Annotated in this window: 20 protein-coding genes; 8 read left to right on the forward strand and 12 right to left on the reverse strand. The window is 62.1% G+C overall.

The features are described from left to right. Window positions 1-60: 60 nt before the first annotated feature. Complete coding sequence (locus B3F77_RS12130) at window positions 61-747, reverse strand: cytochrome b/b6 domain-containing protein (protein WP_293605199.1); 687 nt, start codon at window positions 745-747, stop codon at window positions 61-63. A gap of 206 nt (window positions 748-953) precedes the next feature. Here B3F77_RS12130 and B3F77_RS12135 point away from each other — a divergent pair, with 206 nt between their 5' ends. After that, window positions 954-1,409: a c-type cytochrome gene (locus tag B3F77_RS12135; RefSeq protein WP_293605200.1), complete on the forward strand. Its 456-nt coding sequence runs from the start codon at window positions 954-956 to the stop codon at window positions 1,407-1,409. A gap of 279 nt (window positions 1,410-1,688) precedes the next feature. Here B3F77_RS12135 and B3F77_RS12140 read toward each other — a convergent pair whose 3' ends face one another. Continuing rightward, entirely contained in the window at window positions 1,689-2,261 is a 573-nt protein-coding gene (locus B3F77_RS12140) for a cytochrome b/b6 domain-containing protein (RefSeq protein ID WP_293605201.1), read from the reverse strand. Window positions 2,262-2,529: 268 nt separating this feature from the next. Between B3F77_RS12140 and B3F77_RS12145 the strand changes: the two genes are divergently transcribed. Continuing rightward, the gene (locus tag B3F77_RS12145) at window positions 2,530-3,807 is read left to right on the forward strand and encodes an O-acetylhomoserine aminocarboxypropyltransferase/cysteine synthase family protein (RefSeq protein ID WP_293605202.1); all 1,278 of its coding nucleotides are present in this window, start codon (window positions 2,530-2,532) and stop codon (window positions 3,805-3,807) included. Between the two features lie 440 nt (window positions 3,808-4,247). On the opposite strand, the gene B3F77_RS12150 is transcribed toward B3F77_RS12145, so the two are convergent. Together B3F77_RS12150 and B3F77_RS12155 are read right to left on the reverse strand one after the other, a co-directional pair. Continuing rightward, window positions 4,248-4,979, reverse strand: a complete 732-nt coding sequence (locus B3F77_RS12150; RefSeq protein WP_293605203.1) for an alpha/beta fold hydrolase — start codon at window positions 4,977-4,979, stop codon at window positions 4,248-4,250. After that, entirely contained in the window at window positions 4,979-6,226 is a 1,248-nt protein-coding gene (locus tag B3F77_RS12155; RefSeq protein WP_293605204.1) for a CaiB/BaiF CoA transferase family protein, read from the reverse strand. The genes B3F77_RS12150 and B3F77_RS12155 overlap by 1 nt, the downstream gene beginning before the upstream one ends. Before the next feature lie 117 nt (window positions 6,227-6,343). Here B3F77_RS12155 and B3F77_RS12160 point away from each other — a divergent pair, with 117 nt between their 5' ends. From B3F77_RS12160 to B3F77_RS12185, 6 genes are all read left to right on the forward strand, one after another. Next, window positions 6,344-6,874, forward strand: coding sequence for a hypothetical protein (locus tag B3F77_RS12160; RefSeq protein ID WP_293605205.1), 531 nt, complete (start codon window positions 6,344-6,346; stop codon window positions 6,872-6,874). 29 nt (window positions 6,875-6,903) lie between these two features. Beyond that, complete coding sequence (locus tag B3F77_RS12165; RefSeq protein ID WP_293605206.1) at window positions 6,904-8,181, forward strand: MFS transporter; 1,278 nt, start codon at window positions 6,904-6,906, stop codon at window positions 8,179-8,181. Window positions 8,182-8,186: 5 nt separating this feature from the next. Continuing rightward, window positions 8,187-8,630: a PTS sugar transporter subunit IIA gene (locus tag B3F77_RS12170; RefSeq protein ID WP_293605207.1), complete on the forward strand. Its 444-nt coding sequence runs from the start codon at window positions 8,187-8,189 to the stop codon at window positions 8,628-8,630. Further along, the gene (locus B3F77_RS12175; protein WP_293605208.1) at window positions 8,599-8,868 is read left to right on the forward strand and encodes an HPr family phosphocarrier protein; all 270 of its coding nucleotides are present in this window, start codon (window positions 8,599-8,601) and stop codon (window positions 8,866-8,868) included. Before B3F77_RS12170 ends, B3F77_RS12175 begins: the two co-directional genes overlap by 32 nt. Before the next feature lie 224 nt (window positions 8,869-9,092). Beyond that, complete coding sequence (gene ptsP, locus B3F77_RS12180) at window positions 9,093-10,856, forward strand: phosphoenolpyruvate--protein phosphotransferase (RefSeq protein ID WP_293605209.1); 1,764 nt, start codon at window positions 9,093-9,095, stop codon at window positions 10,854-10,856. 237 nt (window positions 10,857-11,093) lie between these two features. Further along, complete coding sequence (locus B3F77_RS12185; RefSeq protein ID WP_293605210.1) at window positions 11,094-11,447, forward strand: carboxymuconolactone decarboxylase family protein; 354 nt, start codon at window positions 11,094-11,096, stop codon at window positions 11,445-11,447. A 105-nt stretch (window positions 11,448-11,552) separates the two neighbouring features. On the opposite strand, the gene B3F77_RS12190 is transcribed toward B3F77_RS12185, so the two are convergent. From B3F77_RS12190 to B3F77_RS12225, 8 genes are all read right to left on the reverse strand, one after another. Then, window positions 11,553-12,407 carry a DMT family transporter gene (locus B3F77_RS12190; protein WP_293605211.1) on the reverse strand — a complete coding sequence of 285 codons (855 nt, stop codon included), beginning with the start codon at window positions 12,405-12,407 and terminating at the stop codon, window positions 11,553-11,555. A 76-nt stretch (window positions 12,408-12,483) separates the two neighbouring features. After that, window positions 12,484-13,527 carry an L-glyceraldehyde 3-phosphate reductase gene (gene mgrA, locus B3F77_RS12195; protein WP_293605212.1) on the reverse strand — a complete coding sequence of 348 codons (1,044 nt, stop codon included), beginning with the start codon at window positions 13,525-13,527 and terminating at the stop codon, window positions 12,484-12,486. 54 nt (window positions 13,528-13,581) lie between these two features. Beyond that, window positions 13,582-17,103 carry a DEAD/DEAH box helicase gene (locus B3F77_RS12200; protein WP_293605213.1) on the reverse strand — a complete coding sequence of 1,174 codons (3,522 nt, stop codon included), beginning with the start codon at window positions 17,101-17,103 and terminating at the stop codon, window positions 13,582-13,584. Window positions 17,104-17,171: 68 nt separating this feature from the next. After that, on the reverse strand, window positions 17,172-18,188 hold the full coding sequence (gene lipA, locus B3F77_RS12205; protein ID WP_293605214.1) for a lipoyl synthase: 1,017 nt from the start codon (window positions 18,186-18,188) through the stop codon (window positions 17,172-17,174). 38 nt (window positions 18,189-18,226) lie between these two features. Then, a complete protein-coding gene (gene lipB / locus B3F77_RS12210) occupies window positions 18,227-18,937 on the reverse strand; it encodes a lipoyl(octanoyl) transferase LipB (RefSeq protein ID WP_293605215.1) in 711 nt (236 codons plus the stop codon). A gap of 22 nt (window positions 18,938-18,959) precedes the next feature. Beyond that, window positions 18,960-19,271 carry a YbeD family protein gene (locus B3F77_RS12215; RefSeq protein WP_293605216.1) on the reverse strand — a complete coding sequence of 104 codons (312 nt, stop codon included), beginning with the start codon at window positions 19,269-19,271 and terminating at the stop codon, window positions 18,960-18,962. Then, on the reverse strand, window positions 19,268-20,179 hold the full coding sequence (locus tag B3F77_RS12220; protein ID WP_293605217.1) for a D-amino acid aminotransferase: 912 nt from the start codon (window positions 20,177-20,179) through the stop codon (window positions 19,268-19,270). The genes B3F77_RS12215 and B3F77_RS12220 overlap by 4 nt, the downstream gene beginning before the upstream one ends. Window positions 20,180-20,339: 160 nt before the next feature. Beyond that, window positions 20,340-20,786 carry a DUF4149 domain-containing protein gene (locus tag B3F77_RS12225; RefSeq protein ID WP_293605218.1) on the reverse strand — a complete coding sequence of 149 codons (447 nt, stop codon included), beginning with the start codon at window positions 20,784-20,786 and terminating at the stop codon, window positions 20,340-20,342. Window positions 20,787-20,815 lie beyond the last annotated feature (29 nt).

Raw genomic sequence — 20,815 nt, forward strand, 5'->3', positions numbered from 1 at the left:
GGTTGTGGGGATAGGATTTGTCGGTCGGCTGATGCTGCGGCCCACCCGCCCCGTTGCGGTTCAAAAAGCCGGCGCCGCCAGGGTGGACACCCAGTAGGCTACCGCAGCGCAAGCCACCACGATCAGCAGCGCCGCCATGCGTGAGACCGTGTCGTCACGCGAGGGCGGCGCGGCAAGCACCAGCGCCTTGTCGCCGTGCAGCATGGCGCCCACCAGATTATGCTTGCAGCGCAGGTAAAAAATGATGGCCGCAATGTGCAGCAGCACCAGCGCGAGCAGCACCCATTTGCCAATGTTCCTGTGGTAGTGGGTCGCCAGGCTGACTGTGGCGTTCGACACAAAGCGCGTCAGCGGGCCGGCAAAGGCGATCTCGTCGTCGCTGAGCAGGCCGCTACCCACCTGGGCCAGCAAAAACCCCAGCATGGCAAAAACCGAAGCGGCACCGATAGGGTTGTGGCCCACGCCATGCTCGGGCTTGCCTTGCCCCTTGAGGTAGTTGATCACGCTTTGCGGGGCATAGATAAAGGCACCGAAGCGCGACCAGCGCCCGCCCACCAGCCCCCAGATGATGCGAAACAGTAGCAGCGTCAGCACCGAGTAGCCAAAGCGGAAGTGCCAGGCCATGGCGTTGCCGCCTACTGTGCCGCTGATGGCGAGGCCCATCACGCAGACCACCAGCGTCCAGTGAAAGAGCCGTGTGGGCAAGTCCCAGACCCGCACCCTGGTCAGGCTTTTGTTGTTGTTCATGTGCATTCCTCGTTCATGGTGGCTGGCTATGGAGACGGGCCTCCCAGGGAACTCTCTGCATAACCCGCCTCGCCTCGATGGGTGCTTTCCCGCAGTGCATAAGTTCCTGCGGAACTTATCGGCCCTTGCTAAACTCCAGCGTTCTGGCAACCCACCAAAAAGCGTTGCCATGCACCATAGCCTAAAAAACCCCCAAGAGGAAAAACATGAAAGCTTTTATCTATATTGCCGCCGCGGCCACCCTGGTCACGCTGGCCGCTCCAGCCTCCGCGCAGTTTGCCAAACCGGAAGACGCCATCAAATACCGCCAGAGTGCGCTGTTTGTCATGAGCCAGCATTTCGGCCGCGTGGGCGCCATGGCCAATGGCCGCGTCCCGTTCGATGCCAAAGTGGCCGCTGACAACGCAGAAGTGGTCGCTGCCATGGCCAAGCTCCCGTGGGCAGGTTTCGGCCCTGGTACCGAGAAAGGCGGCAACACCAAAGCCAAGCCCGAGATCTGGACCGAGCAGGCCAAATTCAAGGGAGGCAACGACAAGCTGGTCGCCGAAACCGCCAAGCTGGCCGCTGCCGCCAAGACCGGCAACCTGGACGACCTGAAAACCGCGTTTGCTGCAACCGCCGACACCTGCAAGGCTTGCCACGATGCCTTCCGCAACAAGTAATTCGGCTTGGCGGTGAGCTGGATTGCTATTGAATCAATAGCTGCTTTCTCCCGCCCTGTATGGACAAAAGGCCAATTTCGTTAGAAATTGGCCTTTTATTTTGAGCGGGCGGTAAAAAAGGCGTGACCAAGTCTCAGCCAGCAGTTTTTCAATCAACTGATGCAGCGCCAGCGTGTCGTAGCCCCTGGCCTCGAAAACAATACAGTGGGATTCTGCCCGTGCTCAGCCAAGCCGGGTTGCGCCGTGCCATTGCGGCAGCGCGCGATTCGGCCCCTGCGTTCAGGGGTTGCGGCTGAACATGCGCTGCAGCACGGGATGGCCGAGGAACTGATGCAGCACCGCCAGCCCCGCATGGCTGATCAGATACGCCCACATCAGGTTGGATACCGCTTTGTGTATGTCGAGCATCAAGCCGGCGGGTAGAGTCATCGTGAACAGCCAGGCACCGCTGATAGCCATTGCCAGTGCCGTCAGCAACCCCAGCCCGTGCACGGCGCTGACGAGCGGACTTTCTTCATCGGCGTCAGGCAGGCGGAGCTGTCGCAAGCTCGCCAGATAGACGCGAAGATCGTCCCTGATTGCGGCCAATCTTCGCAGTGAGAACCACGGAAACAACGCCAGAAACGGCGTCTCGGCACGCCTCACCACAACCCACAGCCAGAACAGCACCACTCCACCGAGCGTGCCCAGCCCCACCCACTCATGGAGCTGGAAGAAAAAATTAGCCGGACGGTTGGCGCGCGGGCGTTCGGCAAACTGGACAAAAATGAGCTGCCACAGCACGCATAACAGCAGAAAAAAATGAAGCAGCTTGGTGCTCCACGAATGGCGGATGGGATTGTGTGCAGACATCAGGTGAACCTCCGGTTTCCAATTGCGCTTGGCTTATCGCGACAGCTGGAGTTTAATTCCCGCGCGTTCAGGAGGCGAAGATTATTGCGTGAGTTCCTGCTTCCCAACCCGACCAATGGCCGTGACTTTCCAATGCGCTGGATGACCCGGCATGGCTGGCGCATGCCAAGCAGGCGTGCATAAGCTTCTGACTTTTGCGTGTTAGACAGGCGCCACCGAGCCTGTTACGCTGCAGTCTTTTTTAACGCTCACCCCCACGAAGGTAACCATGAAAATTGAAACCATCGCCGTCCATGGCGGCTACACGCCCGACCCCACCACCAAAGCCGTGGCGGTGCCGATTTACCAGACGGTGGCCTTTGCGTTTGACAACACGCAGCATGGCGCCGACCTGTTTGACCTGAAGGTGGCGGGCAACATCTACAGCCGCATCATGAACCCGACCGACGGCGTGCTGGAAGCGCGCCTGGCGGCGATGGAGGGCGGCGTGGGTGCGCTGGCCGTGGCTTCGGGAATGGCGGCCATCAGCTATGCCATCCAGACCATTACCGAGACGGGCGACAACATCGTCTCGGGCTCCACGCTGTACGGCGGCACTTACAACCTGTTTGCCCACACCTTTCCGCAAATGGGCATCGAGGTGCGCTTTGCCGACCCGCGCGACCCGGCCTCGTTTGCCAAATTGATCGACGCACGCACCAAGGCCGTGTATTGCGAATCGGTGGGCAACCCGCTGGGCAACGTGACCGACATTGCCGCACTGGCTGAGGTCGCGCACGCCGCCGGTGTGCCGTTGATTGTGGACAACACCGTGCCCAGCCCATACCTGTGCCGCCCGTTTGAGCATGGCGCTGACATCGTGGTGCATTCGCTCACCAAATACCTCGGCGGCCACGGCAACAGCATTGGCGGCGCGATTGTGGACAGCGGCAAGTTCCCCTGGGCCGAGCACAAGGCCCGCTTCAGGCGCCTCAACGAGCCTGACGTGAGCTACCACGGCGTGGTGTATACCGAAGCCCTCGGCCCCGCCGCCTATATCGGCCGCGCCCGCGTGGTGCCGCTGCGCAACATGGGCGCAGCGCTCAGCCCCATGAATGCGTTTTTGATTCTGCAAGGCATCGAAACCCTGGCCCTGCGCATGGACCGCATCTGCGACAACGCCCTCAAAATAGCCCAGTACCTCAAAAACGACCCCAAGGTGGCCTGGGTCAACTACGCTGGTTTGCCCGAGCACCGCGACCATACGCTGGCACAAAAGCTCATGGGCGGCCGTGCCTCCGGCATCATCAGCTTTGGCCTGAAGTCAGGCGACGCCATTGCGGCAGGCAGCCGTTTTCAGGACGCGCTCAAGCTCTTCACGCGCCTGGTCAACATCGGCGATGCCAAGTCCCTGGCCTGCCACCCGGCCTCCACCACCCACCGCCAGCTCAATGACGCCGAGTTGGCCAAAGCAGGCGTGAGCGCCGACATGGTGCGCCTGTCCATCGGCATTGAACACATCGACGACCTGCTGGCCGATCTGGACCAGGCACTGGCGGAGGTGTGAGCTAGTGCGGTGTTGCACGCTATCTGGCATATAAAACCGTGTCTTTTTGCCCATGGCGGCGTTGCAAATCCTCGCAATAGTGGAACTATTGCTGTGGTTTGCGCCTTGCCATGAACAAAAATCCATCAGTTTTATTTGTGCCATCAAGCATGCAACACCACACTAGCGGCCTGGGCGGGCCTGGCAGCTCAGCACTTGCCGCCCGTCATCGTCTGGGGCGCTGAAGCACGGTGGTTCAGTCGAAATTATTAGTAAAATCAGGCTCTAGCCCAATGAATATGGGCACAAGCAGCTATTAAAAAGAGAGCTATTGTGGGCTTGGCCGGGCAAGCGCTGTCGGCCCATCCTGGCTGTGGATTCAAGCCTGAAACCATAGTCATGGGCTCGCACTTACCTGAGCGCAGGCGGCGCGGCGGAGCACTGGCACCTGCCCAAGGGCATTACACGGCGCAATCCATAAGAATGCGGGCCAGTGCCGCAGGTTCGCTGATCATGGCGTCGTGGCCGGTTTTGAGTTCGACGACTTTGGAATTGGGCAGCCACGCGCCATCCCAGAACTTGGGGTCTTTCACGCGCAGGCGGCTGGGCTCTATCGTGGCCAGCGCGGGCTGGGTGCAATTGACGAAGGTGCGCGGCACGGCGGCGACGCGCTGCACGTCAAAGTCCAGCGGCGCCTGGTAGGTGTTGCCGGGGTGTGGCGTTTGGCGGCGCTTGACCCAGGCGTGGTCGGCGCCATGCAGGCCAAACACTTCGGGGTCGGGCGGCGGAAAGCTGAAGCGGGTCGAGGCCTGGGCCGCTGCCAGGCGTTGCTGCTGCGTGGCTGCCGACTGGGTGCTGCTCCAGCTTTCGCCGGGTTTTGGCACTACCGCATCGACATACACCAGATGCTTGAGCCGCTTTGACACGCGGTCGGCCACTGCCGTGCCAATCATGCCGGCATAGGAATGCACGGCCAGAACGACATCGCTGAGCTCTTCCACCTCGATGGCGCTGATCACGTCGTCGATGTGGGTGTCCAGCGTGATGGCCGGCGACAGCAGGTGGGCCCGCTCACCCAGGCCGGTCAGCGTGACGGCATGCACGCGGTGACCGTCTTTTTGCAGCACCGCCGTGACGCGCTGCCAGCACCAGCCGCCGTGCCAGGCGCCATGCACCAAGACAAAATTTGCCATCAGATCACCTCTTTGTGTTTCAGTTCGGCCAATTGTGCGTCAGAGTAGTTCAGCACGCTGCGCAACACTTCTTCGGTGTGCTGGCCCAGCAGCGGTGGCGGCAGCCCGCCTTGGCCCGGTGTGCGTACTGGCGTGGCGCTGAGTTTAATGGGGCTGGACACCAGCCGCAGGTCGCTTTTAACCGGGTGCTGCCACTGCGTGACCATGTTGCGCGCCTCGATTTGCGGGTCGGCAAACACCTCGGCCAGGTTGTTGATGGCGCCGCACGGCACCTTGGCGGCTTCCAGGGCGGCCAGCCAGTCGGCTTTGCTGCGGGTCTTCATCACGGCTTCGAGGAGGGGCACCAGCTGGCTGCGGTTGATGACGCGGTCGCGGTTTTTGGCAAATAGCGGGTTCACGCCCAGCTCGGGAATATGGGCGACCTTGCAGAACTTCACATACTGCGAGTCGTTGCCGACGGCCAGAATCAGGTGATCCTTGCTGCCATCTGCAGCGGGTGCCACTTCAAACACCTGGTAAGGCACGATGTTCTGGTGCGCATTGCCGACGCGTTGCGGCACTTTGCCGCTCACCAGGTAGTTGGCGCCCAGATTGGCGAGCATGGCCACCTGGGTGTCGAGCAGTGCCATGTCCACCTGCTGGCCTTCACCGGTTTTTTCGGCGTGGCGCAGGGCGGCGAGTATCGCCACGGCGCTATACATGCCGGTCATCAAGTCCGCCACGGCCACACCCACTTTTTGCGGGCCGCCGCCCAAGTCATCGCGTTCGCCGGTGACGCTCATGAGGCCGCCCATGCCCTGAATCGCATAGTCGTAACCGGCGCGTTCGGCGTAGGGCCCGTTCTGGCCAAAGCCGGTGATTGAGCAATAGACCAGGCGCGGGTTGATGGTTTTGAGCGAGGCGTAGTCCAGTCCATAGCGGGCCATGTCGCCGACCTTGAAGTTCTCGACAAACACATCGCAATGCGTGGCCAGCTCGCGTATCAGGGCCTGGCCGGCGGGCTGTGCAATGTCACAGGTGAGCGAGCGCTTGTTGCGGTTGGTGCCCAGGTAGTAGGCCGCTTCCTGCGTCTCTGCGCCCTTCGCGTCTTTCAAAAACGGCGGGCCCCAGGTACGAGTGTCGTCACCGGTGCCAGGGCGCTCGATCTTGATGACATCGGCGCCCAGGTCGGCCAGCGTCTGGGTACACCACGGTCCCGCGAGAACGCGGGACAAATCGAGAACGCGAATGCCTTGGAGAGAGTTCATGTCCGTCATTTTGCCTTCACTGACGGATACCTCTGTGCTCCCCCATGCCCAAGGCGGCGCGTGAATGCCTGTAAAGTGCAAGGCATGCTGACGATCCATAAGGCCATAAAGCGCTTGATGCCACGACCGACCGGGACGCTTTCCGCTGCTGCAGCGTTGCTGGCCTTGGCCGCCTGCAGCCCCGTCTTCAACTGGCGCGAGGTGCGCCCCGAGAACACCCGGCTCAGCCTTCTTTTGCCCTGCAAGCCCAACAAGGCACAAAAAATGGTGCCGCTAGGCGGCCAGCCGAGTACGCTGTCCATGCTGGGTTGCGATGCCGGTGGCGCGACCTTTGCCGTGGCGGTGGCGGACCTCGGCGATGCGGAGAAAGCAGCGCCGGTGCTGGCCCAGTGGCAAAGTTTGACGCTGGCCAACATGAAGGCAGGCCCAGGCACAAGTCAGGTGCTCCCACTCAAGCTTCCCGGCGCAGCGGCTGAGCCACCCGCCTCGCGGGTGTTCGCGCAGGGGCAGCGCGCAGACGGCACTGCCGTGAGCGGCCAGGCCGCCTACTTTGCCCAGGGTTCGCAGGTGTTTCAGGTGGTGATGTATGCCGCACAGATCACGCCCGAGGTGGCCGAGACGTTTTTCTCCAGCCTCAAATTCGACTAATCGAACCATTGAATCAGACGCCTCACCCCATGACGCTTGCGGAAAACGCCTTGCCCGGGACGGGCCGGCTCGACAGTAAAACCGGCGTGATCGTCTTTCTGGCCTTTGCGGCCGCTTATTTCTGTTCTGCGCTGGTGCGGGCCATCACGGCCACGCTGTCGCCGGTGTTGACGCAGGACTTTTCCCTGCATGCGCGCGACTTGGGGCTGCTGGCAGGCGGCTATTTTTTGGGCTTCGCGGCGACCCAGTTGCCGCTGGGCAGCTGGCTGGACCGCCATGGGCCGAAGCGCGTTATCTTGTATTTTCTGAGCCTGGCCGTGTTGGGTTGCCTGGCGTTTTCGATGGCCAGCAGCTTTGCCTGGCTGCTGGCTGCGCGGGTGCTGGTGGGCATGGGCGTCAGCGCCTGCCTCATGGCAGCGCTGACAGGTTACCGCCGCTGGTTTGACGCCGCTATGCTGCTGCGCGCCAACTCATGGATGCTGATGACCGGCTCGTTGGGCATGCTGGCCTCTACCTTGCCCGTGCAGTGGCTGATGCCGCTCACGGGCTGGCGCCCACTGTTCTGGATTCTGGCGGCAATGATTCTGCTGTCGATGGCGGCTATTGCGTGGGTAGTACCCTCCTGGCGCTTGAATTCAAGCGTCGGGACCATCGAATGCAGCGCAGGTCCGCCCGAAGCAAGTTCAGCCCCCTCCGGGGCCAGCTACGCCCCCATCTGGCGCAGCCGCTATTTCCGGAAAATGGCACCGCTGGCTTTTTTCAACTATGGCGGTCTGGTGGCGCTGCAGACGCTGTGGGCCGGCCCGTGGATGGTCAAGGTGGCCGGCTACACCCCGCTGGAGGCGGCCACGGGTCTTTTTTATATCAATGCCGCCATGCTGGTGACCTTCTGGAGCTGGGGCATGCTTAACCCCTGGCTGGCCCAGCGCGGCTGGAGTGTCAACCGCTTGATCGGCTGGGGCGTGCCCTTCAGTCTGGTGCTGCTGGTTTTCAATATTCTGGCTGGCGCTTCGACGGGTTGGCTGGGCTGGGCCTTGTTTTGCATGACCTCCAGCGTGATGGGTCTGGCCCAGCCGGCCATCGGCATGGCGTTTCGGGCATCGCTGGCCGGGCGCGCCTTGTCAGCCTACAACCTCGTGATCTTTGTCGGCGTGTTTGTGGTGCAGTGGGGCATAGGGCTGCTGATCGACGCATTTGCAGCCATGGGCTTGGCGCAGTTGGCGAGCTTTCAGGCGGCCATGGCTGTGTTTTTATGTTGCTGTATCGCCTCTTACGGCTATTTTCTAAGCGTGAAAGCAGATAATTGAGCCCAATGAACGGCATTTTCATCATCGCCCACGCGCCCCTGGCTTCTGCTTTGCGCCAATGCGTATTGCATGTGTTTCCAGATAATGCGGCGGCTATGGCGGCGCTCGACGTTCAGCCCAACATGCCGCCAGAAGAAACGCTGGCCCAAGCGCGCATCATGCTCGAACAACTGGGCACCTCGCACGCGCTGGTGCTGGTGGATGTTTTTGGCGCTACGCCCTGCAATGTGGCGCAAAAGCTGGTCGATGGCGTGAACTCCAAGCTGATCACCGGCGTTAATTTGCCCATGTTGCTGCGCGCCGTTTCCTACCGGCACGAATCGCTCGACGCGCTGGTAGCGCGCGCACTGGTGGGTGCCACACAAGGCGTGATGCAGGTGGCCGTCACCGCACCGCAAAATCAGCTACGCAAAAATCATGATCAAGACCAGCACGAGCATCAACAATAAGCTGGGCCTGCACGCCCGGGCCTCCGCCAAACTTACCAAACTGGCGGGCAGCTTTGCCTGCGAGGTCTGGATGAGCAAAGGCGAGCGCCGCGTCAATGCGAAAAGCATCATGGGCGTGATGATGCTGGCGGCCGGCCTCGGCAGCACCGTCGAAGTGGAAACCAACGGGGTCGGCGAGCAGGCTGCGATGGAGGCCTTGCTGGCATTGATTAACGACAAGTTCGGCGAGGGAGAGTGAATGGCCCCCACGCTTTTCACTGGGTGTAATGCGCGAGGCCTTGCAGGCCGCGGCTCGCGAGACGCTTCGGCCTGCCCGAGCAGGCCTGGAGCTGCAGGCTCCAGCCCCTCGGGGGCTGTCCTTGCTTGGGGCGGCCCGGCGTGGCGCACGGCAGTCGCCATGCGTGCCGTTTCCTGCGTTGAACTGATTGTTGTTTTCCGCGCAGCTGTTTTTGGGGCACCTGAATGACTTTTTCAGTCCACGGCCTGGCCGTCTCTCGGGGTATTGCGATTGGCCGCGCCGTGCTGGTGGCGTCAAGTCGCGCCGACGTGGCGCACTACTTTATTGATGCTGCAAAAACAGTTGAAGAGATCACGCGTGTCAGGGTCTCCCGCAATGCCGTCATGGACGAAATCCTGCGCTTGCAGCAGGACCTGCCCAAGGATGCGCCGCACGAAATCACTGCCCTGCTTGATGTCCACCTGATGCTGCTGCAGGACGAGCAATTGATCAACGGCGTGAAGCACTGGATCGCTGATCGGCACTACAACGCCGAGTGGGCGCTGACCACGCAGTACGAGCTCATTGCGCGCCAGTTCGACGACATGGAAGACGAGTACCTGCGCGAGCGCAAAGCCGATCTGGAGCAGGTGGTGGAACGCATCTTGCGCCACATGAAGGGCGTGGCCTCGCCGGTGCAGCCCGCTGGTCAGGCCGGTGCAAGCCGCAAGCGGTCTCAACAGGACCTGTTGCTGGACGACACCATGGATGTGCCGCTGGTGCTGGTGGCGCACGACATTTCCCCGGCCGACATGCTGCAGTTCAAGCAAAGCCTGTTTGCTGGTTTTACGACCGACGTGGGCGGCAAGACCTCGCACACGGCGATTGTGGCGCGCAGCATGGACATCCCGGCGGTCGTGGGGGCGCGCAGTGCCAGCCAGCTGATCAAGCAGGACGACTGGGTCATCATCGACGGCGATGCCGGTGTGCTGATTGTGGACCCGTCGCCTATCATCCTGGCCGAATACGGTTTCAAGCAGCGCCAGGGCGAGCTGGAGCGCGAGCGGCTGAACCGGCTCAAGCATACGCCTGCCCTGACGATGGATGGAGAACGGGTCGAGCTGCTGGCCAATATCGAAATGCCTGACGACACGCTGGGCGCCGTCAAGGCCGGTGCGGTCGGTGTGGGACTGTTTCGCAGCGAGTTTCTTTTCATGGGCCGCAGCGGCAAGCTGCCCGACGAGCAGGAGCAATACCTGGCTTACCGCAAAGCCATTGAAGGCATGCAGGGCCTGCCGGTCACCATTCGCACCGTGGATATCGGTGCGGACAAACTCCTCGACAGGCCCACCGGCAAGGCGCAAGACCGTCACCTGAACCCGGCGCTGGGTTTGCGCGCTATCCGCTGGAGTCTGGCGGATCCCCCCATGTTTTTGACGCAGCTGCGCGCCATTTTGCGGGTGGCCGCACATGGCCAGGTCAGCCTCCTGGTGCCCATGCTGGCCCATGCCAGCGAGATCCGCCAGACATTGGCCCTGATAGACCATGCGCGCGCGCAGCTGGACAACCACGGCATTGCTTACGGCCCGGTACGGCTGGGCGCCATGATTGAAATTCCGGCAGCGGCGCTCATGGTCAAGCTCTTCCTGAGGTACTTTGACTTTCTGTCGATAGGCACCAACGACCTGATTCAGTACACCCTGGCGATAGACCGCGCGGATGAATCGGTGGCGCATTTGTACGACCCTTGCCACCCGGCCGTGCTGCGGCTGGTCGCCGACACCATTGCCGAATGCCAGCGTCAAGGCAAAGGGGTCACCGTGTGCGGGGAAATGGCGGGCGACGTGGGTATGACGCGCCTGTTGCTGGGGCTGGGGCTGCGCAGCTTTTCCATGCACCCTTCGCAGATCCTGGCCGTCAAGCAGCAGATTCTGCGGGCTGACACCGGCAAGCTCAAGCTGTGGGCGCAAGAGATACTGGAAAGCGAAGAGCCGGGCGCACTGCTTTAGGCGCTATTCACAGGCAAAATTTGGAGACTACATTTGCTATTAAAAATATAGCTGCTTATGCCCGTGTGGTATGGGCTAGAGGCCTAAAATTCTTATAAAAACGGGTTAAAACGGCGCTTGGCAGGTTGCCACGGCCAAAGCGGGCAGCGTGGCTCACCAGGCGATGGCGCCTCATGCATAAAATTGGCATTCATGCCGCCAGTCACCCGGCACGCGGCACAACAACAGGACATTTACATGAGTACGTTTGATCACATCGGTCTGATTCAGGACATCAATGAAAGTCTGTCGCCTTTTCGCAAGGCCCAGCCTGAAGCCATGGCCGGTTTTGGTCAGTTGGCCCGGGCGGCTCTCGCCGATGGGGCGCTCAGTGCCAAGCAAAAGGAGCTGATTGCACTGGCCATTGGCGTGACGCAGCATTGCTCGGGCTGCATCGGTTTTCACGTCAAGGCGCTACACAAGCTGGAGTGCACGCGCGCCGAACTGGAAGAAATGCTGGCCGTGTGCGTGTACATGGGCGGCGGTCCGGCGCTGATGTATGCCGCCGAGACCATCGCGGCTTGGGAAAATATGGCGCCAACCAAGACCTGAGCGCTGCCAAGCTCAGCCTTGCAACTCCATTTGACAGGGCCTGCCCGATGCAAGTGCCCTGTCATCGTGCGCATGGCCGACATCGCAACACGGGCAGCGTTGCCGTTATTTCGCCCGCGTGCCCAGCACGGCCGCGCCAATAATCATCACAGCCGCCAGGCCAATGCTCCAGGTCAGCGAACGGCCGCTCAGCCCCATCAGCAGGGCGGTTGAGCCCAGCGGCGTGAGGTAACTCAGGATGCCGATCTGCCGGGCGTCGCCGAGCTTGAGCGCTTTGTCCCACAGAAAAAATGCGCCGCCCAACGGGCCCAACCCCATCACCGCCAGCAGCAGCCAGTCGCGCGCCGACAGTGCCATCGGCGGCTCCAGTGCCCAGTGGCACAGCAGCGACAGCACGCCAGAGACCATGCCGAAGAGCCCGATGGCCGCCGTGGGGAAGGCTTTTACGCGCTGAGTCAACAGCGAATAACTGGCCCAGATGAAGGCAGACCCCAGCGCCGGGATGTAGCCCCAGGCCCAGCCGCCTTCGCCGGTTGCGCCGCCATCACCACCACTGTGGGCACCCAGGATGGCAATGGCCGCCCCGGCAAAACCCAGCAGCGCCGCCGCTACATGCACGCCACGCAGTTGCACCCCCGCCAGAAACAGCGGCGCCAGCACCACCATGAACAGCGGCCACAGGTAGTTGACCAGGTTCGCCTCCACCGGCGGCGCGTGGCGCAGGGCGAGGAAGAGCAGGAAGTGGAAACCGAACAGCCCGTAAATGCCCAGCGCGAGGGTGGTCGCAGGAATTTTCCATAGCCGTTTGTCTTTCAGAACAAATGGCAGCGCCAGCAAGCTGCCCATCAGCAGCGCAACACCGGTTAGCAGGAAGGGCGGGATGTGTTTAAGCAGCACCCCGAGTGAGGCGACCGTAGCCCACAGCGCGATGGCGCCTAGCGCATATAAATGGGCTGCCATGCCATCCGCCTAGCAGTGCCGCCATGGCACAACGACGCGCGTCAACCAGCTGTGCGTGAAGCGCATGTCAGGCCATTCAAGCAAGGCGCTGGTCGGTGCAGGAGCGTTGCCACAAGTTGATGCCGCCCTCGACCGCGTTCTGGTCAATCGCCGCGAGCTCTTGCGCCGAGAACGTGAGCTGCTGGAGCGCACCGGCCAGCTCCACGATCTGCTCGGGGCGGCTGGCTCCGATCAGCGCCGATGTGACACGCGGGTCACGTAACACCCAGGCGATGGCCATTTGCGCCAGGCTCTGGCCGCGCGCGCGGGCCAGCTCGTTCAGCGCCCGCACATGGGACAAGTTTTGCTCGCTCAGGTGCTCGGCCTTCAGCGTGCCACCGCCGGGGCGGTTGATGCGCGCATCCAGCGGCGTGCCCTGCAGGTATTTGTCGGTCAGCAGGCCTTGCGCCAGCGCGCTGAAAGCGATGCAGCCCATGCCGGTCTCGTCCAGGGCATTGAGCAGGTCTTTTTCAATCCAGCGGTTCAGCAGGCTGTAAGACGGCTGATGAATCAGCGCTGGCACTTTCAAGTCGCGCAGCAGGGCGGCGGCTTCGCGCGTCTTGCCAGCGGAATAACTCGAAATGCCCACGTACAAGGCCTTGCCCTGCTGCACGGCGGTGGCCAGCGCACCCATGGTTTCCTCCAGCGGGGTGTCGGGATCAAAGCGGTGCGAGTAAAAGATGTCCACATAGTCCAGTCCCATGCGCTTCAAGCTCTGGTCCAGGCTGGCCAGCACGTATTTGCGCGAGCCGCCGCCCTGGCCATAGGGGCCGGGCCACATCTCGTAGCCCGCCTTGCTGGAGACGATCAGCTCGTCGCGGTAGGGCCGGAAATCCCGGCGCATGTGCTCACCAAAGTTGGTTTCCGCGCTGCCGTAGGGTGGGCCGTAGTTGTTGGCCAGATCGAAATGCGTGATGCCCAGATCGAACGCCGTTCGCAGCATGGCGCGCTGCGTCGCCATCGGCGTGGCATCGCCAAAGTTGTGCCAGAGGCCGAGCGAAACCGCGGGCAGCTTGAGCCCGCTGGTGCCAACGCGGCGGTAAAGCATGGTGTCGTAGCGGTGCGGTGCGGCTTGGTACATGGTATGGGGTGTGATGAATAATCTTGAATGTTTGCGTCGGGCGTGGTCGGGGTTTTACCCCAGCGGCCTGAGCAGCTCCGCCACATCGCTCTCCGTGAAGAGCGGCTGCTTGCGCGCTTGCGAGCCGCTGTACATGCTCTCGGCCAATGCGGCTTTGCGCTCCTGCAGCGCGAGGATGCGCTCTTCGATCGTGCCTTGCGCAACCAGTTTGTACACAAAGACCTGGTTTTTTTGGCCAATGCGGTGGGCGCGGTCAGTGGCCTGGTTTTCCACGGCAGGGTTCCACCACGGGTCGTAGTGAATCACGGTATCGGCCTGCGGCAGGTTCAGGCCCACGCCACCGGCTTTGAGGCTGATGAGAAACAGCGGCACCTCGCCCGAGGTAAAGCGCGCAATCAGCGCATCGCGCTTTTGCGACTGGCCGGTGAGCTTGACCCAGGGAATGGCGCGGGCTTTGAGCTCGTCTTCGATCAGCGCCAGCATGCTGGTGAATTGCGAGAACAGCAGTACGCGCCGGCCCTCGGCCAGCATCTCCGGCAGCGTTTCCATCAGGTAGTCGAGCTTGGCCGACTGTTTGATCTTTTGGGCTGAAGCGAGCGGCAGCAGGCGCGGGTCGCAGCACACCTGGCGCAGCTTGAGCAGGGCGTCCAGAATCTGGATTTGCGACTTCGCCAGCCCTTTGTTGGCCAGCGCTTCCCGCACCGCTTTTTCGGTGCTCAGGCGAATGGTTTCGTAGAGGTCGGCCTGCTTGCCCGTGAGCTCCACGATGGACACGCTTTCAATCTTGTCGGGCAGCTCGGTCGCCACCTCGCGCTTGGTGCGCCGCAGCATGAAGGGCGTGATGCGGCGACGCAACTGGTCGAGTCGCTGGCTGTCGCCCTGTTTTTCGATAGGGGTGCGAAACAACTCCTTGAACCGGGCCTGACTGCCCAGAAAGCCGGGCATCAAGAAGTGAAACAGGCTCCACAACTCGCCCAGGTGGTTTTCCATCGGCGTGCCCGACAGGCACAGGCGGTGCCGAGTCTGCAACTCAGCCACTACCTGCGCCGCATGGGTGCTGGCGTTTTTGATGTTTTGCGCCTCGTCCAGCACCACCAGGTGCCAAGGCTGCTCCAGCCAGCGCTCACGATCACGCTGCAGCAGTGAATAGGGGGCAATCACCAGGTCGTGCGTGCTCATCTGGGCGGCGGACTCGTGGCGCTCCTTGCCGTGCAGCACCAGCGTGCGCAAGCCGGGTGTAAAGCGCTCGGCCTCGCGCCGCCAGTTGCCCATCAGGCTCACGGGGGCGACGATCAAGGCGGGGCGGGTGAGTCGTCCGGCTTCTTTTTCAACCAGCACATGGGCCAGCGTTTGCAGGGTTTTGCCCAGGCCCATGTCGTCGGCCAGGATGCCGTTCAGGCTATGCTGGCGCAAAAATTGCAGCCAGTTCAGGCCCTGTTGCTGATAAGGGCGCAGGCTGGCCTGCAAGCTCGCGGGTACCGGCACCTCGGGCAACTGGACGTGGCCGCTGAGCTGTTGCACCGTGTCGCGCAAGGCCTGGGCGCCTTCCCACACCGCGCCTTCGCCTAAAGCGGCGCTGGTGCGAAGCGCGTCCAGGCGCGAGAGCTTGAGGCTGTCGCCCGAAAAATCGTGCTCGCGGTCCCCCACCAGCTCCAGCAGCGCGGCCATCCAGGGTTTGAGCGCGTCGGTGGGCAGGCGAATGAAACCACGGCCGTCCGCAGCGGGCAGGAAGACAAAGGGCGGGATGTTTGGCTGCCCGGTAGCGGGGTCCAGCCCACTGGCGGCGGCCGCCGCGATCAGCTCTGGCAGCCATGGCAGGATGTTGTGGCGCTGGCCGTTGATCTCCATGCCCAGCGACAAGTCAAACCACGGGGATGCAGCTTCGCTTTCGCTCTCGTCCTGATCCGTGCCTGTGCCCTGCGCCTTCAGCTGCACATTGAGCGTGTCGGCGTGGGTGATCCAGTCGTTCAGGCTGTCGTCCAGGGTGACCTCAAAACCCGCTTCGCGCAGCACGGCATAGTCGTTGTCGGCCCACTGCAGCCAGTCTTTCTGGGATTCTTTGCCGGGAATGCCGTACTGGCCGTGGTCGTCCGTGGCGCGCAGCCCCAGTTCAAACAGCCGGGTGAGGGCGGCCAGTTCGGTTTCGGCGTCGCGCTGCAGCAGCACACGGCCCTGCGGGCCATCCACCAGCACAGACATGCCCTGGCCTGCCCACCAGCCGCGACGGCCCTGGTAGTCAAAGCGCAGTTGCGCCTGGATCAAGCCCCTGTCCGGGATGTCCTGCGCCCTGGTGGGTGCAAGGTGCAGGCAGGTCTTGGGTGTGATGCCCTCCAGCTTGGCAAGGTTTTGCAGCATGGGGGGCAGGGGCAGAGGCCCCAGGCGCTGCACCAAATCCACCTCGTGTTTCTGCAATGCCGAGGACTTGAGCGGCGGGGCTTTGAGCAGCAGGTCCAGCTGCGCCGCAGGCACGCCTGGGGCTTGCACCAGGCCGCACAGGCCTTGTTCGGCGTCCAGGTACAGCGGCGGGCTGTTCAGGCACAGTATGGCGTTGGGAGTCGTGCTGGCGTTGCTGTTGGTACGGGCCAGCTTGGCGCGCAAGGCCCAGCCGGGCTCAGTGCTTCGTGGGTCGGCCACTTCCAGCCAGTGCCACTCCAGCGGCTGTGGCGGGCCCCACTGGATGGCGCTGCCAGCGCAGCCATTGCCATTGTCCAGATACAGCCGCCCGGTGCTGGCGGCTTGCTGCAGCGCGATCAGTCCAGCCTGGCCATTCAGGGTGACGCTGGATGTGAAACTGTAGGATGCGTAATGGCGGTAGCCATGGTGCTTCGGCATGGCGCGCATGAGTTGCAGCACTTGCCGATCGGCTTCGCTGGCCTGGTCGTACACCGCCTGGCCCTTGTAGGGTTCGGTTCTTATCGGTTTGGGCTTGGCCCAGTCGCCCTTGATTTTGCGGTAAGCCACCACAGCTTCAAGCTGCAATTGGGGTACAGGGCCTTGCGCGTTGGCCACCGTCAGCAGGTACAGGTATTGCTCGGGCTGGTGCCGACCGCGCATCGCTGGGGCCGTTTTGGTGGCCGCGCCGCAGGCAATGTCCAGGTCTTTCAGCCAGTGCAGCAGCTGGGCTTCGGCCTCAAGGCGGGCTTTTTCTTCGGTACGGGCTTGGGCGGCCTGTCGGGCGGCTTCGGCTTCTTCGGGCGTAGGCGTGGGCGGATTGGGAGTGAAGCGGATGGTGGCGTCGCGGCCCAGCAGTTGCAAGCCTTTGTAGGCAGCCTTGATCATCAGTGCCACGCCGTGCTTGCACTGGTGGCTGACCGGGCAGGTGCAATGGCTGTCCCAGTCTTTCACCTGGCCACCGGGCGTCAGTTCCAGCAGGACGGACACTTCGTAAGGGTTGCGCTGGCTGCCCTGCACGTCGCCCAGCAGCACCCAGCGGTTGTTCTTCGGCAGGATGTTCAGCGTCAGCACTTTTTGGCCATGGTAGAGCATCAAGCCCCGCATCCAGGTGGTGCTGGCAATTTGCCGTTGCAGCGATTGCGGTTCGAACCACAAGCCATTGTTCATAGGATATTTAAGCATCAAATCAGGCTATAGCCCTTGTGTCACGGGCATGAACAGCTATTAAACAAATAGCAAAAACTCAGTCCTCAGTCCCCTGACAAAGAGGACAACACATGCCCGGCCTGCTGATCGGCGTGGTAGCTGGAGCGCACCATGGCGCCCACTGCGGCGTGGGAAAACCCCATTTTGTAGGCTTCTTCTTCAAACATCTTGAAGGTGTCCGGGTGTACATAGCGGCGCACCGGCAGGTGGGAGGTCGAGGGTGCCAGATACTGGCCAATGGTCAGCATGTTGATGCCGTGCGCGCGCATGTCACGCATCACCTGCAGGATTTCTTCGTCGGTTTCGCCCAGGCCCACCATGATGCCGCTTTTGGTCGGTATATCGGGGTGCAGCGCCTTGAACTTCTTGAGCAGGTTCAAGGAGAACTGGTAGTCGCTGCCGGGACGGGCTTCCTTGTACAGGCGTGGCGCGGTTTCCAGGTTGTGGTTCATCACATCGGGCGGCGTGGCCTTCAGGATTTCAAGCGCGCGCTCGTCGCGGCCCCGGAAGTCGGGCACCAACACCTCGATTTGCGTGGCGGGCGACAACTCGCGGATGCGCGTGATGCAATCGGCGAAATGCTGGGCACCGCCGTCGCGCAAATCGTCGCGGTCCACGCTGGTGATCACCACATACTTGAGCTTGAGCGCGGCGATGGTCTTGGCGAGGTTGTCGGGCTCGTTCACGTCCAGCGGGTCAGGGCGGCCATGGCCGACATCGCAAAACGGGCAGCGCCGCGTGCACTTGTCGCCCATGATCATGAAGGTGGCCGTGCCCTTGCCGAAACATTCGCCAATATTGGGGCAGCTGGCCTCTTCACACACCGTGACCAGCTTGTTCTGGCGCAGAACGTCCTTGATCTCGTAGAAGCGGGTGCTGGCGCTGCCGGCCTTGACACGGATCCAGTCCGGTTTTTTCAGTACCTCGCCCGGCACCACCTTGACCGGAATGCGCGACAGCTTGGCCGCCGCCTTCTGCTTGGCCAGCGGGTTGTAGGTCTCGGTGCTTTGCGCTTCGCGGACGGTGGGATTGGCGGGATTGAGGGCGTCTGAGTGGTTCATGGGGTGTTGGGTGCTTTTGCCAGGTGATGGGGCCAAAGTTACGGCGCCAGGTAAGTGACGAGCTTTTGGCCCAGCACGCCTGCCGCCTCCTGCCAGCTTGCCGATACGCCGATTGTAGAAAGGTCCGTGGTCTTCAGCCCGGCATAGCCGCAGGGGTTGATGCGCGAGAAGGGTTCCAGGTCCATCGCCACATTCAGCGCCACCCCGTGGTAAGTGCAATGGCGGCTGACCTTGATGCCCAAGGCGGCGATTTTTCCCAGGCCTGCAAAATTGGGGTCGGATCCGGCCGCGAAGCGAAACGGCTCAGACCCCAATTTTGCAGGGCGCTGCGGCAGCAGCGCGTGGGAAAACGGATCGTCCATCCGCACATAAATGCCCGGTGCGCCCGCCACGCGATGCCCCGTCACGCCAAAGTGCGCCAGCGTTTTTATGACGGACTCCTCGATCCGGTACACGTATTCCTTGACGTAGTAACCCGCGCGCTGGAGGTCGATCAGCGGGTATGCCACCACCTGGCCGGGGCCATGAAAGGTCACCTGGCCGCCCCGGTTGGTTTGCACCACGGGAATGCCTGCGGGGTTGAAGATATGCTCCGGTTTTCCCGCCAGACCTTGTGTATAAACCGCAGGGTGCTCGCAAATCCATAGCGCATCGGGCGTTTCTGCAGTTCGTGCGGCGGTGAAGGCCTGCATCGCTGCATAGGTGGGCAGATAGTCCACTCGACCCAAGTTGCGCACGTCGGTCTGCATGAATAGCCTACGGTCCAGCGCCTTAAAGGACCACCTTCACCATCGGATGCGTGGACAGCGTGCGGTAGAGTTCGTCGAGCTGCTCGCGGCTGGTGGTTGTGACGGTGATGGTGACGCCCAAATACTTGCCGCCTTTGCTTTCGCGCAGCGTGATGGTGGAGGCGTCAAATGTCGGGTCGAACCGATGGGCCACGGCGGTGATCGCGTGCACCAGGCCGTCCGCCTTCACGCCCATGACCTTGATGGGAAACAGTGACGGGTACTCGATCAGCGAGTCTTTGCGCGGCGACGGCTCAGGGGTGGCTTCGGGGGTATTTTCAGAGGAAGAATTCATGTCGAGTGCTCTTGTTTGGCCTGCTGGTAGGCTGCATACAGCCTGGCATAGATGGGACCGGGCTTGCCGTTTCCAACCGGCTGGCCATCCAGCAGGGTAACGGGCAGCACTTCCTTGGTGGCCGATGACAGCAGCAACTCGTCGGCCGCCAGTACCTCGGCCCGCGTGATGCGGCGCAACTCAAAACCAATGCCCGAGGCGCGGCACATCTCTTCAATCAGTCCGTAACGGATGCCTTCGAGGACCAGCTTGTCTTTGGGCGGCCCCATGACTGTGCCGTTTTTGACGACCCAGACATTGCTGGCAGCGGCTTCGCTCAGGTAATCGCCGCGGAACATCACGGTCTCTAGCGCCCCGGCGTCCACGCTGATCTGGCGGGCGAATACCGCGCCCAGCAGGCTGGTGCTTTTGATGTGGGCTTTTTCCCAGCGGAAATCGGCGGCGGTGACGCATGCCACGCCTTGTTCGCGCTGTTGCGCGCTGGGCAGCTTCATGGCGTTGACCATGACAAAGACCGTGGGCGTCAGGCCGGGCAGCATCGGATGGTCGCGCAGGGCAACCCCGCGGGTCACCTGGATGTAAATCAGTTGATCGCCTTTTTCGGCATTTACCCCCGTTGATTGGGCGTAAGAGGCTATTAATTTAAGAGCAAGTTCGCGCCAGTTGGCATGCGTCATGGGGTTGACGATGCGCAACTCGGCCAGGCTGCGGTCCAGTCGTGCCATGTGGTGCTCAAAGCGGAACAGCTTGCCGGCATAGGCAGGCACGACCTCATAAACGCCGTCGCCAAAGATGAAGCCGCGGTCCAGAACGCTGATTTTCGCGTCTTTGAGCGCGGTGAATTCACCGTTGAGGTAGCAGGGTGTGTCGGGCAGCTGTGCGCTGGAAGTGGGGTTGGAAGTGCTCATGATGGACCTCAAATGGGTGGGAAGGTAGCTCGCGCAGCCTTATTTGCCGTGACGCTGGATGCGCCGGCGACTGCAAAAATGGTCATGCCGAGCACAGCGGGCCGGCCAAATCGTTCTGGCCACGCCAGCACGTCGATTCAGGCACCGGGCGCCCTGCTGCTCAAACAAGAAAGATCACAGCGGCAATGGCCAGGCCGCCAAGCCCGAGATTGAGCCCTGACAGCGTGGCGATCTGTCCCACGCGCCGCCCGCCTTCGGGCCAGTCCGTCGCGGCCACGGCCTGCTTCAGGCGCCGGTAAGGTCCGAAATAAAGATGGCCAAACAAGGCAGACATCAGCAGGCCGATGCCGAACATCAGATGCCAGCCCACAGGTGCATTTTTCATACCGACACCCAGCAGCATGGCCAGGCCGGTGAGCAGCAGCAGCCCGATGGCAAGCCAGACCAGAGAGAAAAATCTTCCCAATGCCAAGGTAATCAAGGGCAGGCGCTGCGGCGGGGCCAGTTGAGCGGCGGCAGCGGGGCGCAGTGCAAAAAGCATGAAGCTGATGCCCCCCAGCCACACGATGGCGGCGGCGATGTGCAGGAATTTCATCAGGGCGGCCATGGAGTCTTTCAAAAAGATACGCGCTGCAA

The sequence above is a fragment of the Polaromonas sp. UBA4122 genome (assembly GCA_002381615.1).
In the GTDB taxonomy this organism is placed as follows: Bacteria; Pseudomonadota; Gammaproteobacteria; order Burkholderiales; family Burkholderiaceae_C; genus Polaromonas.

What these genes read in the sequence shown, in the direction of transcription:
- B3F77_RS12130 (WP_293605199.1), bottom strand. Translation starts at nt 747, where the DNA reads ATGAACAACAACAAAAGCCTGACCAGGGTGCGGGTCTGGGACTTGCCC.
- B3F77_RS12135 (WP_293605200.1), top strand. Translation starts at nt 954, where the DNA reads ATGAAAGCTTTTATCTATATTGCCGCCGCGGCCACCCTGGTCACGCTG.
- B3F77_RS12140 (WP_293605201.1), bottom strand. Translation starts at nt 2,261, where the DNA reads ATGTCTGCACACAATCCCATCCGCCATTCGTGGAGCACCAAGCTGCTT.
- B3F77_RS12145 (WP_293605202.1), top strand. Translation starts at nt 2,530, where the DNA reads ATGAAAATTGAAACCATCGCCGTCCATGGCGGCTACACGCCCGACCCC.
- B3F77_RS12150 (WP_293605203.1), bottom strand. Translation starts at nt 4,979, where the DNA reads ATGGCAAATTTTGTCTTGGTGCATGGCGCCTGGCACGGCGGCTGGTGC.
- B3F77_RS12155 (WP_293605204.1), bottom strand. Translation starts at nt 6,226, where the DNA reads ATGAACTCTCTCCAAGGCATTCGCGTTCTCGATTTGTCCCGCGTTCTC.
- B3F77_RS12160 (WP_293605205.1), top strand. Translation starts at nt 6,344, where the DNA reads ATGCCACGACCGACCGGGACGCTTTCCGCTGCTGCAGCGTTGCTGGCC.
- B3F77_RS12165 (WP_293605206.1), top strand. Translation starts at nt 6,904, where the DNA reads ATGACGCTTGCGGAAAACGCCTTGCCCGGGACGGGCCGGCTCGACAGT.
- B3F77_RS12170 (WP_293605207.1), top strand. Translation starts at nt 8,187, where the DNA reads ATGAACGGCATTTTCATCATCGCCCACGCGCCCCTGGCTTCTGCTTTG.
- B3F77_RS12175 (WP_293605208.1), top strand. Translation starts at nt 8,599, where the DNA reads ATGATCAAGACCAGCACGAGCATCAACAATAAGCTGGGCCTGCACGCC.
- ptsP (WP_293605209.1), top strand. Translation starts at nt 9,093, where the DNA reads ATGACTTTTTCAGTCCACGGCCTGGCCGTCTCTCGGGGTATTGCGATT.
- B3F77_RS12185 (WP_293605210.1), top strand. Translation starts at nt 11,094, where the DNA reads ATGAGTACGTTTGATCACATCGGTCTGATTCAGGACATCAATGAAAGT.
- B3F77_RS12190 (WP_293605211.1), bottom strand. Translation starts at nt 12,407, where the DNA reads ATGGCAGCCCATTTATATGCGCTAGGCGCCATCGCGCTGTGGGCTACG.
- mgrA (WP_293605212.1), bottom strand. Translation starts at nt 13,527, where the DNA reads ATGTACCAAGCCGCACCGCACCGCTACGACACCATGCTTTACCGCCGC.
- B3F77_RS12200 (WP_293605213.1), bottom strand. Translation starts at nt 17,103, where the DNA reads ATGCTTAAATATCCTATGAACAATGGCTTGTGGTTCGAACCGCAATCG.
- lipA (WP_293605214.1), bottom strand. Translation starts at nt 18,188, where the DNA reads ATGAACCACTCAGACGCCCTCAATCCCGCCAATCCCACCGTCCGCGAA.
- lipB (WP_293605215.1), bottom strand. Translation starts at nt 18,937, where the DNA reads ATGCAGACCGACGTGCGCAACTTGGGTCGAGTGGACTATCTGCCCACC.
- B3F77_RS12215 (WP_293605216.1), bottom strand. Translation starts at nt 19,271, where the DNA reads ATGAATTCTTCCTCTGAAAATACCCCCGAAGCCACCCCTGAGCCGTCG.
- B3F77_RS12220 (WP_293605217.1), bottom strand. Translation starts at nt 20,179, where the DNA reads ATGAGCACTTCCAACCCCACTTCCAGCGCACAGCTGCCCGACACACCC.
- B3F77_RS12225 (WP_293605218.1), bottom strand. Translation starts at nt 20,786, where the DNA reads ATGGCCGCCCTGATGAAATTCCTGCACATCGCCGCCGCCATCGTGTGG.